The sequence below is a fragment of the Ancalomicrobiaceae bacterium S20 genome, assembly GCA_040269895.1.
GTDB lineage: Bacteria > Pseudomonadota > Alphaproteobacteria > Rhizobiales > Ancalomicrobiaceae > Methyloraptor > Methyloraptor flagellatus.
This window is the reverse complement of the sequence record CP158568.1, coordinates 2131859-2148149: the sequence shown is the minus strand read 5'-3', so window position 1 is coordinate 2148149 and position 16291 is coordinate 2131859. Positions and strand designations below refer to the sequence as shown.

3 protein-coding genes and 3 pseudogenes are annotated in these 16291 nt (G+C 72.4%); all 6 read left to right on the top strand.

Annotated features, from left to right (window positions below):
- Positions 1 to 11 precede the first annotated feature (11 nt).
- The 6 genes and pseudogenes from ABS361_09810 (at position 12) to ABS361_09785 (ending at position 16261) form a co-directional block, all read left to right on the top strand.
- A pseudogene (locus tag ABS361_09810) lies at positions 12 to 1976 on the top strand (type I polyketide synthase).
- Positions 1977 to 2070: 94 nt separating this feature from the next.
- Positions 2071 to 2628, top strand: a pseudogene (locus ABS361_09805) (polyketide synthase dehydratase domain-containing protein).
- A gap of 146 nt (positions 2629 to 2774) precedes the next feature.
- Positions 2775 to 3251: a hypothetical protein gene (locus tag ABS361_09800; protein ID XBY47010.1), complete on the top strand. Its 477-nt coding sequence runs from the start codon at positions 2775 to 2777 to the stop codon at positions 3249 to 3251.
- Positions 3194 to 6670 (top strand): annotated as a pseudogene (locus tag ABS361_09795) (SDR family NAD(P)-dependent oxidoreductase). The gene ABS361_09800 and the pseudogene ABS361_09795 overlap by 58 nt, the downstream one beginning before the upstream one ends.
- Before the next feature lie 143 nt (positions 6671 to 6813).
- Complete coding sequence (locus ABS361_09790; protein XBY46870.1) at positions 6814 to 8745, top strand: SDR family oxidoreductase; 1932 nt, start codon at positions 6814 to 6816, stop codon at positions 8743 to 8745.
- On the top strand, positions 8738 to 16261 hold the full coding sequence (locus ABS361_09785; protein ID XBY46472.1) for an amino acid adenylation domain-containing protein: 7524 nt from the start codon (positions 8738 to 8740) through the stop codon (positions 16259 to 16261). Before ABS361_09790 ends, ABS361_09785 begins: the two co-directional genes overlap by 8 nt.
- Positions 16262 to 16291: the final 30 nt, after the last annotated feature.

Below are 16291 nucleotides of genomic sequence, written 5' to 3'. Positions count from 1 at the left end.
ACGCCGTTGCCATCGTCGGCATGTCCGGCGCCTTCCCGGGCGCGGATACCATCGCCGCGTTCTGGGACAACCTGCTCGCCGGCATCGACGCCGTGCGGCGCCCGTCCGTGGATGATCTGCGCGCGGCCGGCGCGCCGGAGGCGGTCGTTCGCGATCCGCGCTTCGTGTCGGCCGAGGCGACCATCGCCGGCAAGGCGCTGTTCGACGCGGCCTTCTTCCGCGTCGCGCCGCGCGACGCGGAACGCATGCATCCGCAGATGCGCCTGCTGCTCGCCCACGCCTGGAACGCGGTCGAGGACGCCGGCTATGCCGTGCGCGACATCCCCGACACGGCCGTCTACATGACGGCGAGCAACACCGCCTATGGCGAAACGGCGACTGCCGAGCCCTCGGAGCCGGACGGCGCCCGCGTGCTCGCCGGCTTCGGCCCCTATCAGGCCTGGCTGCTCGCCCAGCCCGGCACGATCCCGACGCTCGTCTCGCATCGGCTCGGCTTCACCGGCCCGAGCTGCTTCGTCCACTCGAACTGCTCCTCGTCGCTGGTCGCACTCGATCTCGCCTGCCGCGCGCTCCGCGACGGCACTGTCGGGCAGGCGCTGGTCGGCGCCGCCTCGATGCTGACCGACTGGTCGAGCGGCTACGTCCACCAGGACGGGCTCAATTTCTCCTCCGACGGCCGGGTCAAGGCCTTCGATGCCGCCGCCGACGGCATGGTCGGCGGCGAGGGGGTCGCGGTGGTCATGCTGAAGCGGCTCGCCGACGCGGTCCGCGACGGCGATACGATCCGCGCCGTGATCCGCGGCATCGCGGTCTCCAACGACGGCGCCGACAAGGCGGGGTTCTATGCGCCGGGCGCCAAGGGCCAGGTTGCGGCCATCAGGGGCGCGCTGGCGGCCGCCCGCATCGATCGGGCGACCGTGCGCTATGTCGAAGCCCATGGCACCGGCACGGCGCTCGGCGATCCGATCGAGGTTGCGGCGCTCGCCGAGGCCTTCGGCGGCGCGACATTGCAAGGCTGCGGCCTCGGGTCGGTCAAGAGCAACATCGGCCATCTCGACGCGGCGGCGGGGCTCGCCGGCCTGATCAAGGCGGCGCTCGCGCTCCAGCACGGCATCGTGCCGCCGACACTGCATTTCGAGGCGCCCAATCCGCATTTGCCGCTCGAAGGTTCGCCCTTCTTCGTGGTCGCGGAGCCGATGCGGCTGCCGGCGGACGCGGATGTCCACGTCGCCGTCAGCTCGTTTGGCATCGGCGGCACGGACGCGCATGTGATCCTCGGCCGCGCCCCGGCGCGCGAACCGGCGACGCACAGCGCGGACGAGCCGCACCTCGTCCTGCTCTCGGCCCGTGACGGCGACGCGCTGAAGCGCCGGGCGCGCGATCTGCGCGCTGCGCTCGGCGCGATCGCCGAAACGGACTTTTCCGATCTCGCCCACACGCTCGCGGTCGGTCGCCAACCGATGGACGCCCGGCTGGCGGTGATCGCGCGCGACAGCGCCGAGCTCGCCGATCGGCTCGATCGCTGGCTCGCCGGTGAGGCTGCGGTCGACGGTGTCGAGGCCGGGCAGGCGGATGCGGCAGGGTTGGCCTCGGCCTTCGCGGCCGATCCGGACTTCGCGGAGACGGTGCGCCGCTGGATCGGCGGCCGGCGCTTGGCGCCGCTGGCGGCGATCTGGGTGCGCGGCCATGATGTCGACTGGCGCGCGCTCTGGCGGGATCACGCGGCCCGCCGTCTGCCGCTGCCGGGCTATCCCTTTGCGCGCGAGGCGTTCTGGCTTCGGTCGTCGGCGCGCGTGGCGGCGAGCGGCGAAGCACACGGTGCGGCGAATGCCGGCCGGCTGCATCCGCTCGTGCACGAGAACACCTCGACGCTGGCAGGCCAGCGCTTCGCCGCGACCTTCTCGGGCCGCGAGCCGTTCCTCGCCGATCACCGGTTCCGCGGCGTGCCGGTCCTGCCCGGCGTGGCGCATCTCGAGATGGCGCGCGGCGGCGGCCTTGTCGCTCGACGCCGGCGCGGCCGGGCTCGCGATCGAAGGCGCGACCTGGCTGAGGCCGCTCACGGTCGAGCACATGTGCAAGGTCGTGATCGAGATCGAGGCGGACAGCGACGACACGATCGCCTGGGCGATCCGTCCGGCCGAGGGCGAGACGGAGCCGCCGTTCAGCCGCGGACGCGTGGCATTGGTGTCCGCCGATGCGACCATTCCGCCGCTCGACCTCGCCGCTCTGCGCGGCGCTTGCGGCGGCCGGATCGACGCGGCGGCCATCTACCGGCGCTTCACGGACCTCGGCTTCGACTACGGCCCGGCACAGCGCGCGCTGACCGGCTTGGCCGTCGGGCAGGCCGCGGACGGAACGGCGTTCGTCCTTGCAGAGGTCGCAATGCCGACCGGGCAGGGCGATCCCGCCTTCGGCCTCCATCCCTCGATCCTCGACGCGATGCTGCAGGCGCGGATCGGCCTCGATCGCGTGCTGACGGGCATCGGCGCCGCGCTGCCGCCGTCGATGCCCTTCGCGGTCGAGACGGTGCAGGCGTTCGGCCCCATGCCGGAGCACGGCGTCGTGCTGGCACGACCGGCAACGGCCGGCGGTGACATGGGCGCGGCGGCGCTCGATATCGATCTTGCCGACGAGACCGGCCGCGTGCTGGTCACGATCCGCGGCTTTGCCAGCCGCTCCGTGGCCACGACGGAAGACGGCGTCGTGCTCGCGCGACCGGTCTGGGGGCCGTGCCGGCGAAACCGGTCGTGCCGACGCCGGAGCGGCGGCTGGTCGTGCTCTGCGGCGAGCGCGAGCGGGCGCGTGCCGTGGCGGCGGAGCTGGCGCAGGCAGCACCCGAGATCGGCCGCGTGCTGCTCGGCGACGCCGGCGAGCGCGTTGGGCGGGCGTTCCGCAAGGCCGCCGCCGAGCTGCTGATCGAGCTGAAGGCGCTCGCCGCCGAGCCGGGCGACGCGCCGCTTCTGGTGCAGGTCGTCGCGTTCGGCGACGGGCCGGAAGCGATTTTCGAAGGCCTGCACGCGCTGCTCGCCAGCGCGCGGATGGAGCATCCGCGCCTGGTCGGGCAGGTGATCCGCATCGTCGACCCGCTCCCAGCGGACGCGGTCGTCGCCATGCTCGCCGACGAGGTCTCGGCGGGCGCCGAAGGCTTGGTCCGGCATCACGCCGGGCGCCGGGAAATCCCGAACTGGGAGGAATGCCGCTCGCCGCCGAGGCGCCGGTTCCGTGGCGGGATGGCGGCGTCTATCTGGTGACCGGCGGTCACGGCGGTCTCGGCCTGCTGTTCGCGGAGGACATCGCCCGGCGCGCAACCGGCGCGACCGTCGTCCTGCTCGGCCGTTCCGGACCGCGCGCCGCCGACAAGGCGAGGTTCGCCGCGATCGAGGCGACAGGCACGCGGCTCGTGCATCGCGCGGCCGACGTCGCGGACGAAGCGGCGATGCGCGCGCTGGTCGCCGAGATCACGGCGGCCTTCGGCCCGCTCACGGGCGTGTTGCACGCCGCCGGTCGGCTCGCCGACGGGCTGATGGCGTCGAAGCCGGCTCGCACGCTCGAAGCCGTGATGCGGCCGAAGACGGACGGCGTCGATGCGCTCGACACGGCGACGGCCGGCGAACCGCTCGAGCTCTTCGTGCTGTTCGCCTCGACCTCCGGCGCTTTCGGCAATGTCGGCCAGACCGACTATGCCGCCGCCAACGCCTTCCTCGATGCCTTCGCCGAGCGCCGCAACCATCTCGTGGCGCAGGGGCTGCGGCAGGGACGCACGATCGCGCTCGATTGGCCGCTGTGGGCGGACGGTGGCATGCGCATCGGCGCGGGCACGGCGCGCGCGCTCGGCGCCCTCGGCCGCACGCCGCTGCCGCGGGTCGCCGGCCTCGCCGCCTTCGATCGGGCGATCGCCTCGGGCGAGGGCCGGGTGCTCGTGCTGCACGGCGAGCCGGCGCGGCTGCGCGAGACCCTGTTCGGGGCGACGGTGTCGGAGGCAGTGGCCGTGCCGGAAACGGCTCCGGTTGTCGCACTGTCCGAAAGCCGCGCGCGGCCGGTTCCCGCTGCGGCCGAACGGGCTGCGGTTCCGTTGGTTGCGGCGGCCGGTGCTGTCGACACCGACCGCCGCGCCGTCATCGAGGCCCTGAAGCGGCTGGTCGCGCCCGTGGTCGGTCTGCCGCCGGCGCGGATCGAAGCCGATGCCGCGTTCGAGCGCTACGGCATCGACTCGGTCATGGCGGTCGAACTGGTCGGCGCGCTCGAAAAGGTTTTCGGAGCCCTGCCGAAGACGCTGCTGTTCGAATACCGCAGCCTCGGCGCGCTCGCGGATCATGTCATGGCGCGGCGGGCCGACCGGCTCCCAGCGCTGCTCGGGGCGACGCAGTCCGCCGCCGGGCCCGCGGTCGCGGTGCCTCCACTCGGCCGGGGCGACGACGGCCGTCCGTCCGGCGCTCCAGCGTCGGTGCCTGCCGTGTCTGCCGCCGCCTCCGGGACGGGACGCGTCCCGCTCGCCCGCTCGACCCGCCGAGTCCCGCGTGCCGCTCCGGCATCGTCGCGGCCGGACATCGCCATCATCGGGCTCGCCGGGCGCTATCCGAAGGCGCGCGACGTCGACGCCTTCTGGCAGAACCTGCGCGACGGCGTCGATGCGATCGGCGAGATCCCTGGAGATCGCTGGGATCATTCCCGCTACTTCGATCCGGACAAGTCGCGGCGCGACAAGACCTACAGCAAATGGGGCGGCTTCATCGACGGCGTCGACGAGTGCGACCCGCTGTTCTTCGGCATCGCGCCGCGCGAGATGGAGGCGATCGATCCGCAGGAACGGCTGTTACTGCAATGCGCCTACGAGGCGATCGAGGACGCCGGCTATACGCGCCGGACGCTCGCCCGAAAGCCCGGCGAGAGCGCGGAAGTCGGCGTCTATGTCGGGGTCATGTATGCCGAGTACCAGCTCTACGGCGCGCAGGCGCAGAGCCGCGGCGTGCCGCTGACGCTGACCGGCAGCCCGGCCTCGATCGCCAACCGGGTTTCGTATTTCTTCGACTTCACCGGCCCGAGCATCGCCGTCGACACGATGTGTTCGTCGTCGCTGACGGCGATCCATCTCGCCTGCCGCGATCTCGCCGAGGGCTGCGACTATGCCGTCGCCGGCGGCGTCAACGTCTCCGTGCACCCGAACAAGTACCTGTTCCTCGGCCAGCGCGGTTTCGTGTCGAGCCTCGGCCGCTGCCAGAGCTTCGGCGAGGGCGGCGACGGCTATGTGCCGGGCGAAGGCGTCGGCGCGGTGCTCTTGAAGCCGCTCGACCGGGCGATGGCCGACGGCGACCGGATCTATGGCGTCATCAGGGGCACGGCGCTGAACCACGGCGGCAAGACCAACGGCTACACCGTGCCCAATCCGCAGGCGCAGGCCCGCGTGATCGAGAAGGCGCTCAGAGCGTCCGGCGTCGACGCCCGCGATCTGAGTTACGTTGAAGCGCACGGCACCGGCACCGCGCTCGGCGATCCGATCGAGATCGCCGGCCTCGCCCGTGCCTTTGAGGCCTTCACGCCCGATCGCGGCTTCTGCGCGATCGGCTCGGCGAAGTCGAACATCGGCCACTGCGAGAGCGCGGCCGGCATCGCGGGACTGACCAAGGTCCTGCTTCAGATGAAGCACGGCGAATTGGCGCCGTCGCTCCATGCCGAGACCCTCAATCCGCACATCGACTTCGATGCGACACCCTTCGTGGTCCAGCGCGAACGCGCCCCCTGGCGGCGGCCGGTCGGGCCGGACGGACGGGAAAAGCCGCGGATCGCCGGCATCTCGTCCTTCGGGGCGGGCGGCGCGAATGCGCATGTCGTGATCGAGGAGTTCGTGCCGGCGCAGGCCAGTGCGCGGCGCGACGTGGCGACCGGACCGCAGGTGCTGGTCCTGTCGGCGCGGACCGAGGGCCAGTTGCGCCGCCGCGCCGCCGACCTCGTTGCAGCGCTCGGCGGCGACGATCTCGCCGGGGTGGATCTCGCAGACATTGCCTTCACGCTCCAGCTCGGCCGCGAAGCGCTGGATCATCGGCTGGCGATGGTCGCCGACAGTGTCGCGGCCGTCCGGCGGCAGCTCGAGGACTGGCTCGACGGCGGCCAAGCGTCGGGCCAGCTTTGGATCGGCACAGCGCGACGCGAGGCCGACGGCGTGCTCGCGCTGGTCGACGAGGACGATCTCGCCGGCATCGTCGAGCGCTGGCAGGCGCGCGGCGATCTCGCGCGGCTCGCCGAGGCCTGGACGCGCGGCATCGCGATCGATTGGCGGCGGCTGCACCAGGACCCGCGCCGGCGCGTGCGGCTGCCGACCTATCCGTTCGAGCGTCGGCGCCTTTGGCCCGCGGAGGCACATGACGGCCTCGCTGCGCCGACGGCGCCGCGACTTCATCCGCTCGTGCATGAGAACCGCTCCGACTTGTTCGGCCAGAGCTTCCGCTCGCGCTTCTCGGGCGACGAGCCGTTCCTCGCCGACCATGTCGTCCATGGCGAGAAAGTGTTGCCCGGCGTCGCCCAGCTCGAAATGGCGCGTGTGGCCGCGGCGATCGGCGGCCGGCTCGACGGCCCGGTCACGCTTCGCAACGTGGTCTGGCTGCGCCCGGCCGTCGCCGGGGATCGCGGGCTCGATCTTACGGTCACGCTCGAAGCGCTCGACGACGTCGCGATCGGCTGGACCATCGCGGCCAGCGCGGATGACGCCGCGCCGAACGACGGCGCCCCCGGCCGTTCTCGCAAGGCGAGGCCGAACCGGCGACAGCGCGTGCCGCACGGCTCGATCTCGACGATCTCACCGGCGCGGGCTGGCACGACATCGCAGTCGACGACCTCTACGACCGCCTCACCGGGCTCGGCCTCGTCTATGGACCGCGCATGCGCGGGCTGCGTCGGCTTCGCGTGCGCGGCGCGGGCGACGACCGGATCGTCGTCGCCGAGATCGAAGCTCCCGACGGCGCGACCGAAGCCGCCGTCTTCGATGCGGCGCTTCAGGCGACGCTCGCGCTGGATCCCGACCTCGGCGACGGCGCGCCACCGCTGCCTTACGCGCTCGACGAAGTGACGCTCCATGGACCGCTGCCGAAGCGCGCGATCGCCGTCGTGCGTCTCGCGGCGGGCTCCGGTCCGGCGGTGCGCAAGGTCGACCTCGACATCGCGGCGGAGGACGGCACGATCTTCGCCGCACTGCGCGGGCTTGCCGGTCGTGCGGCGACCGAGCTTCGCGGAACCGACGATGCCGCCGTCGCGGGCCATGCGAACCGCAGCGAGATCCCGGCCGCCGGCACTGGCACCATTCTGCTGACGCCGGTATGGGAGCCGGCGACCCCGGCCGGCGAGCGGCCCTGGCCGGCCGCCAACGAGGCGGTCGCGGTGCTCGGCGACGGCCCGATCGCGGAGGCTTTCGCGCACGCCCTACCGGATGCGAGGCGGTTGATCCTGCCGGCCGGCGCCGATGAGGCGGAGGTCGCGCGGCGGATCGGCGATCTCGGCGCGCTCGATCATCTCGTCTGGGCGCTCGGCGATCCGGGTGGCGACGGCAGGCCCGCGCCCGGTCTCGTCACCGGGCAGGAGGACGGCGTCTTGCGCGGGTTCAGGATCGCCAAGGCGCTGATCGCACTCGGCTATGCGACGCGGCCGTTCGGCTGGACGACCACGACCGTCGCCGCTGCTCCGACCCGGGGCGACGAGCCGATCGACCCGACCCACGCCTCGATCCACGGTCTGCTCGGATCGCTCGCCAAGGAGTTTTCTCCCGCCTGGCGGCTGCGCGTGCTCGACCTGCCGCGCGCCGGCAGCGATGCGTCGGCAGCCGCGCTCGTCGCAGCGGCCTTGCGGGCGACGGAGGATCCGGGCGGCGACGTCCTGGCGCTGCGCGACGGCGGCTGGCTGCGCCGTGCGCTGGTGCCGAGCCGGTTCGCGGCCCCGACCGCGCCCGTCTACCGCGACGACGGCGTCTATGTCGTGCTCGGTGGCGCGGGCGGCATCGGCGCCGTCTGGACGGAACATGTCGTCCGCCGCCATGGCGCGCGCGTCGCCTGGATCGGCCGGCGCGCCGAGGACGACGGGATCCGCGCCGTGATCGCGCGCATCGGCAAGGTCGGCCCGGCGCCGATCTACATCGCCGCCGACGCGACCGACCCAGCGGCCATGGAGAGGGTGCGCGACACGGTCCGCGACCGGCTCGGGCCGGTCACCGGCATCGTCCATTCCGCGCTGGTGCTGCAGGACGCGAGCCTCGCCCGCATGGACGAGGCGACGTTCCGGGCAGCACTCGCCGCCAAGGTCGATGCGAGCGTGCATCTGGCCGCCGCCTTCGCCCGCGAACCGCTGGAAACGGCGATCTTCTTCTCCTCGATGATGAGCTTCGCCAAGAGCGCGGGCCAAGCGAACTACGCCGCCGGCTGCACCTTCGTCGATGCCTTCGCCCATGCCTTCGGGCACGCGACGGGCATCCCGGCGAAAATCATCAACTGGGGCTTCTGGGGCTCGGTCGGCGTGGTCGCGACCGACATCCACCGCGAACGGATGCGGCGCTACGGCTTCGGCTCGGTCGAGCCCGAGGAGGGCATGGCGGCGCTCGAAACGCTGCTGGCCGCGCCGGTCGGCCAGGTCGCGTTCCTGAAGACCGAGCGCGCGCTGACCCGCGACGTCGATGGCGTCACGGACGACACGCTGATCGCCCTGCCCAATCAAGCACCGCCGGTTCTCGCCGGCCTCGAACTGTTCGGGAGAACCCGCCATGGATGATCGGGCGCGGCACGCCGACGAGCGGCAGGTGTTCGAGGACATGATCCTCGGCCTGATCTGGACCGAGTTGCAGACCGCCGGCCTGCCGGCGGCGGGCGGCTCGCTCGCCGAGATCGCACGGGCGATCGGCGTCTCGGGCTTTCTGGAGCGATGGCTCGAGGCGACGCTCGCCTTTCTCGATCGCGATGGCCTCGTCGAACGCCACGGCGAGACCTGGATCGCGCGGACGCCGGCCCGGCCGGTTCCGACATGGTCGGACTGGGCGGCCCAGCGTCCGGTCTGGCGCGCCGATCCGGCGGTCGCCCCGCTCGTCGACGTCGCCGAGGCAGCACTCCGGGCCTTGCCGGAAATCCTCGCCGGCCGTCGGCGGGCGACGGACGTGCTGTTCCCGGGCGGTTCGCTCGATCTGGTCGAGGGCGTCTACAAGAACAATCCGATCGCCGATCGCTTCAACACCGTGGTGGCGGACACGGTGGCGGCGCTTCTCGAGGCGCGCTTCGCGATCGATCCCGCCGCCCGGCTGCGGCTGATCGAATTCGGCGCCGGCACCGGCGGCACCAGCACGGGCGTGCTGGCCCGGCTGCTCGACTTCCCCGACCGCGTGGAGGAATACGGCTACAGCGATCTGTCGCGCGCGTTCCTGAATCACGCCGAGGCGACCTTCGGCGCCGCCCATCCCTATCTGAAGACCCGGATCGTCAATGTCGAAAAGCCGGTGACGGCGCAGGGCGTGCCGGCCGGGGGCTACGATATCGCCATCGCCGCCAACGTGCTGCATGCGACCCGCGACATCCGCCGCACGCTGCGCAACGTCAAGGCGGCACTACGGCCGAACGGCGTGCTGATCCTCAACGAACTCGCCGACAACACGGTTTTCGCGCATGCGACCTTCGGCCTGCTCGAAGGCTGGTGGCTCTATGAGGACGCGGCCCTGCGCATCCCCGGCAGTCCGATCCTCACCCCGGAGAGCTGGCGCATCGCGCTCGAAGCGGAGGGATTTCGCGCGGTGATCTGTCCGGCGGCCGCGGACCGCGCGCTCGGGCAGCAGGTGATCGTCGCCGAGAGCGACGGCCTGGTCCGGCTGCCGGCCGATGTCGCGGCGGACCGCGATGGAACAAGGCCGGCCGAGGCGCCTCGGCCGGCCGCACGGGCGGGTTCGGTCCGGGCGACCGCCGTCCGGATCGAGAGGTCCGACATCGATGTGCCCGACAGGGAGGCCGTCCGCCCGGTGCCCGCTCGATCGATGCCTGCCCGTCCGTTCTTGGCCCCGCCACCTCGGCGACGCGTCCCCGTCGAAGCCGCAGCCGCGCCGACCCAACGCGGGGCGACCGCCGGATCGCGCCCTTCCACCGGAGCGCCGCGCGCCGATGTCGATCTGCGCCCCGGCCTGGTCGAGCACCTGCGCGAGCGGTTCGGCTCGGTGCTCGGCCTCGGTCGCTCCGAGATCGACGTGAAGGCGCCGGTCGAGAGCTACGGCGTCGATTCGATCCTGACCGTACAACTCGCCAGCGATCTCGGCCGGACGTTCCGGAACGTCGGCGCGACGCTGTTCTTCGAGCACAACACGATCGTCTCGCTCGCCGATCACCTGTGTCGCTCGGAACCCGACACCGTGCGCAGCCTCGTCGGCGTGCCTGAGGAGATCGGCTTCGATCCGGAGCCGGCCGCCTTCGAGGCCTTGCCGGCGGAGGCGGCGCCGTTGCCGCGTCCGGCGCGCGATCCCGTGCCGGCCGCGCGCTTCGGGCGCAGGCCGCCGCGCGAGGCGCGTCCGGCGCTCGATGTCGCCATCGTCGGCCTCGCCGGTCGCTATCCGGGGGGCGACACGGTCGACGCGTTCTGGAGCCTGTTGCGACAGGGACAGAGCGCCATTCGTGAGATCCCGCCCGAGCGCTGGGATTGGCGACGTCACTTCGATGCGGAGCGCGGCCGGGAAGGGCGCAGCTATGCCCGCTTCGGCGGCTTCATCGACGGGGTCGACCGGTTCGATCCGCTGTTCTTCCGCATCTCGCCGCGCGAGGCCGAGCGCATGGATCCGCAGGAGCGGCTGTTCCTCGAGATCGCGCATGCCTGTCTCGAAGACGCCGGCTACCGGCCGCGCGATCTCGATGCCGATCGCGCCGTCGGCGTCTTCGTCGGCGCGATGAACGCCTATTATCCGACCGGCGCCCGCGCCTGGTCGATCGCCAACCGGGTTTCCTACGTCTTCGACTTCGCCGGTCCGAGCCTCGCGGTCGATACGGCCTGTTCCTCGTCGCTGACGGCGATCCATCTCGCCGTCGAGGCCCTGCGCGCCGGCGGCATCGCCGCGGCGCTCGCCGGCGGCGTCAATCTGATCGTCGATCCGCGCCACTATGTCGGCCTCTGCGAAGCGACGATGCTGTCCTCCGGCGACAAGGTGCGCGCCTTCGGAGCAGAGGCCGACGGCTTCGTCGATGGCGAAGGCGTCGGCGCGGTGCTCTTGAAGTCGCTCGACCGGGCGATGTCCGACGGCGACCGGATCTACGGCGTCATCAGGGGCACGGCGCTGAACCACGGCGGCAAGACCAACGGCTATACGGTGCCCAACCCGCAGGCGCAGGCCCGCGTGATCGAGAAGGCGCTCAGAGCGTCCGGCGTCGACGCCCGCGATCTGAGTTACGTTGAAGCGCACGGCACCGGCACCGCGCTCGGCGATCCGATCGAGATCGCCGGCCTCGCCCGCGCCTTCGAAGCCTTCACGCCCGATCGCGGCTTCTGCGCGATCGGCTCGGCGAAATCGAACATCGGTCATTGCGAAAGCGCGGCCGGCATCGCCGGCCTGACCAAGGTGCTGCTGCAGATGAAGCACGGTGAACTGGCGCCGTCGCTCCATGCCGAGACCCTCAATCCGCACATCGACTTCGATGCGACACCCTTCGTGGTCCAGCGCGAGCGTGCGCCCTGGCTGCGGCCGATCGGGCCGGACGGACGGGAAAAGCCGCGGATCGCCGGCATCTCGTCCTTCGGGGCGGGCGGCGCGAATGCGCATGTCGTGATCGAGGAGTTCGTGCCGGCGCAGGCCAGTGCGCGGCGCGACGTGGCGACCGGACCGCAGGTGCTGGTCCTGTCGGCGCGGACCGAGGATCAGTTGCGCCGCCGCGCCGCCGACCTCGTCGCGGCGCTCGGCGGCGACGATCTCGCCGGGGTGGATCTCGCAGACATTGCCTTCACGCTCCAGCTCGGCCGCGAAGCGCTGGATCATCGGCTGGCGATGGTCGCCGACAGTGTCGCGGCGTTCCGGCGGCAGCTCGAGGACTGGATCAACGGCGGCCAGGCGCCGGGCCAGCTTTGGATAGGCACAGCCCGACGCGAGGCCGACGGCGTGCTGGCGCTGGTCGACGAGGACGATCTCGCCGGCATCGTCGAGCGTTGGCTCGAGCGCGGCGATCTCGCCCGGCTCGCCGAGGCCTGGACGCGCGGCATCGCGATCGACTGGCGGCGTCTGCACGACGGCCCGCGCCGACGCGTGCGGCTGCCGACCTATCCGTTCGAGCGCGAGCGGTACTGGATCGAGGCGACCCCGAACGCCACGCCGAACGCCACGCCGGGCCTTTCGCAGCAGCCGGTCGTCCTCACCGAGCCCCGGACCGGGCCGACGCCTCATGCGCCGCCGCCGCGAGCCGCCGCCGCCGAGGCGATCCGAATTCCACAGGCTGCGCCGAGCCGGGTCGCCCCGGACCTGGTCGTCTCGCCGGCCGCCGCCATGTCGGCTGTGTTCAGGACCGCCGCCGCGGCGGTCCTGAAACTGCGGCCCGAGCAGATTGCCGATGATGCCGAACTGGTCGCCTACGGCTTCGATTCCATCACCTTCGCGCAGCTCGCCAACCGGCTGAACGAGGCCCATGACCTCGGGCTCGCCGCGAGCGACTTCTTCGAGGATCGGACGCTCGGGGCGGTGATCGCGCGGCTTCGACGCGTGCGCGCACCGGCGGTCGCCGCGGCCTTTCCGGCACCGGCATCAATCGCGGTGGAGCCGTTCACAGGGACGGAAACGCAAGTATCGAACGCCGACGCCCCGGCCGGATCGGCCCCCGCCGGTCGGACCGCGCCGCTGTCGGCCGCGCAGCGACGGCTCTGGCTGGTCGAACAGATGGAAGACCTCGGCGCGGCCTATCACGTGCCCGTCGTGCTGCAGCTGAGGGGAACGATCGATGCCGACGCGCTGCGGCGCGCGGTCGCCGCGCTCGCCGCGCGGCACGAGGCCTTGCGCACCCGGATCGTGCCGGCCGGCGCGGAGGCGGTGCAGGTGATCGACCCGCCGGGCGAGCCGTCGTTCCGCGTCGAGCAGGCGCCCGGCGACGCACCGGACGCGCGCGAAGCCGCGGCCGAGCGGCGCAAGCGCGAGATCGTCGCCGAACCCTTCGATCTCGCGGCCGGGCCGCTCATGCGCGCGACGCTGATCCGCCTGGATGCGGCCGAGGCTCTGTTCGTGCTGGTGATCCATCACATCGTGACCGACGGCTGGTCGATGGACCTGATCGGCGCCGAGTTGCCGGAGCTCTACCGGGCCGCGCTGGAGGATCGCCCCGCGGCGCTCGAGCGGCCCACCTCGACTTTCGCCGATGCCATCCGCGCCGATGCCGCCCCCGACCCGGCGCATCTCGATCACTGGCGGACCGAACTCGCCGGCGCGCCGCCCGAGAGCACGTTTCCGACCGAATTCCCGCGCCCGGCCAAGCGCAGCCATCGCGGCGAGGCCATCCGCTTTGTCTGGCCGGCGCCGCTGGTGATCGGGCTGCGGCGCCTCGCCCGCGAGACCGGCGCGACGCTGTTCATGGTGCTCGCCGCCGGGGTGCAGACGCTGATCGCCCGGCTGTCGGGTCAGGACGACGTGGTGATCGGCACCGCGATCGCCGGTCGGGACAGCCGCGACCGCGAGCACGTGGTCGGCTTCTTCGCTGATACGCTGCCGCTGCGCGTCGACCTCGCCGGCGATCCGAGCTTCGCCGCGTTGGTCCAGCGCGTCCGCGCGGCGGCGGAACGGGCCTATGCCCATCAGGGCATCGGCTTCGAGCGGCTGATCGAAGCGCTGAATCCGGATCGCGATCTGGCGCGGCATCCGCTGTTCCAGGTCATGCTGACGCTGCGCCGCCAAGGGTCGGCGGGCGCGGTTCCTTTCGGTCCCGAGGCGACCGCGGAGCCGGTCGACCCCGGCATCCGCGCGACGCCGTTCGACGCGATGCTGCATCTGCTGGAAGGGCCGGACGCGATCACCGGCACGCTGGAATACGCACTCGATCTCTACGGCCGCGACGCGGTGCTCCGGCTCGCCGAAAATCTGCAGACTCTGCTGGAAGCGGCTGTCGCCGCACCGGAAACCGCGATCGGCGACCTTGCCCTGATGAGCGTCGATGCGCGCGATCGCATGCTCGCGGCGCTCGCCGGTCCCGCGCGTCCCCTCGACGGACTGGCGCCCGCGTATCGCCAGATCGGCGACCAGGCCGCCTGCACGCCCGATGCTCCGGCCATCCTCTTCGCCGGCGAGCGCTTCTCCTATGCCGAGCTCGGCCGGCGGTCGGATCGGCTCGCGGCGGCACTGCGGGCGTCCGGCGTGGGCCGGGGCGCGATCGTCGGTGTCTGCCTGGAGCGCTCGTTCGATGCAGTCGCCGCGCTGCTGGCGGTCTGGAAGGCGGGTGGCGCCTATCTGCCGCTCGATCCGTCCTATCCGGCCGCGCGGCTCGGCATGATGTTTGCCGATTCCGGCGCCGGGGTGCTCGTCACGCGGTCGGGGCTCGCCGACGTCGTGCCCGCCGGATCGGCGGCGGTGGTTTTCGTCGACGACCTTTCGGAAGCGGCCCCGGCAGAGATGCCGGACGAAGCCCCGGTCGCGGACGACCCGGCTCGCGATCTCGCCTATGTGCTCTATACCTCCGGCTCCACCGGACGGCCCAAGGGCGTGATGATCCCGCATCGCGCGCTGTCGAATTTCATCGCGGCGATGGCGGATCGTGTCCCGCTCTCAGCCGGCGACGTGCTCGCGGCGGTGACGCCGCTCTCCTTCGACATCGCGGGGCTCGAGCTGTGGCTGCCGCTCGCCTCGGGCGCGACGGTCGCGATTGCCGATCGGGCGACCGCGACATCGGGCCCGGCGCTCGCCGCCTTCCTCGACGCGGTCGGGGCGAGCGTGTTGCAGGCGACGCCTGCGACCTGGCGGATGTTGGTCGAGGCCGGCTGGCAGGCGCGGCCGGGGCTCACCGCGCTCTGCGGCGGCGAGGCGCTGACGCCCGATCTCGCGCAGGCTCTGACCGCCGATGGCGCAACGGCCTGGAACCTCTATGGCCCGACCGAAACGACAATCTGGTCGACGGCGCTGAAGCTGTCGCCGGAGTGGCGCGGCGGCTCGATCGGCCGGCCGATCGACAACACGCAGCTCTATGTGCTCGATCGCCGCGGCCGGCTGCTGCCGCCCTGGGCGCCGGGCGAACTGGCGATCACCGGCGCCGGGCTCGCGCTCGGCTATCTCGGCCGTGACGACTTAACGGCGGTGCGGTTCCCGCCCGATCCGTTCGGCCCGCACGGCGCGCGCCTCTACCGCACCGGCGATCTCGTCCGCGCGCGGCCGGATGGCGAGATCGAGTACCTCGGCCGTCTCGACCATCAGGTGAAGATCCGCGGCCACCGCATCGAGCTCGGCGAGATCGAGACGGCGCTCCGCGACGACGCCGCGGTCCGGGAGGCGGTGGTCGTCGCGCGCGACGTTGGCCCCGGCGACCGGCGGCTTGCGGCCTATGTCGTGGCGGACACCGCCTCGGCCGAAGCGCCGGCGGCGGACGACGCGGACCGGATCGAGGCCTGGCGCGACGTCTGGGACGGCACCTATCGCGAAGCCGGCGACGATGCCGCGCCGGGCTTCGCCGGCTGGACCACCCGGTTCACCGGCGAGGCGATCCCGGAGGCGGAGATGCGGGTCTGGCTCGACGAGACCTGCGCCCGCATCGAGGCGCTTCGGCCGAAGCACCTGCTCGAAATCGGCTGCGGCCTCGGGCTGCTGCTCGATCGGTTGGCGCCGAAGGTTGACGTCTATTGCGGCGCCGACGTCTCGCCGACCGCAATCGCGCGGCTCGCCCGCTGGATCCGCCGCCGGCCGGGGCTCGGCCATGTCCGGTTGGCTCGCCGCGAGGCGGCCGACTACTGGGATGCGGAGGAGGGGCGTTCGACCTCGTCTTGCTCAACTCCGTGGTCCAGTATTTCCCGGACGCCGACCATCTCGAGACCGTGCTCGCCCGTGCCGTCGCCATGGCACCCGGCGGTGGGGCGATCTTCGTCGGCGATGTCCGGCCGCGCAGCCTGTTGCCGGTGCAGATCCGAGCGGCCGAAGTCTCGCGTGCGTCGGCGGACGACAGCGTCCGGGACGCGCGCGAGCGCGCCCGGCGGGCTGAGGCCGCGGAAGCGGAGCTCACGCTCGACCCCGGCTTCTTCTTTGCGCTGGCGGAACGATACCCGCGGCTCTCGGGCGTCGAGATCCGCCTCAAGGCGGCCGGCACGGACAACGAGCTGACGCGCTATCGCTACGACGTCGTGCTGCGCG

What these genes read in the sequence shown, in the direction of transcription:
- ABS361_09785 (XBY46472.1), top strand. Translation starts at nt 8,738, where the DNA reads ATGGATGATCGGGCGCGGCACGCCGACGAGCGGCAGGTGTTCGAGGAC.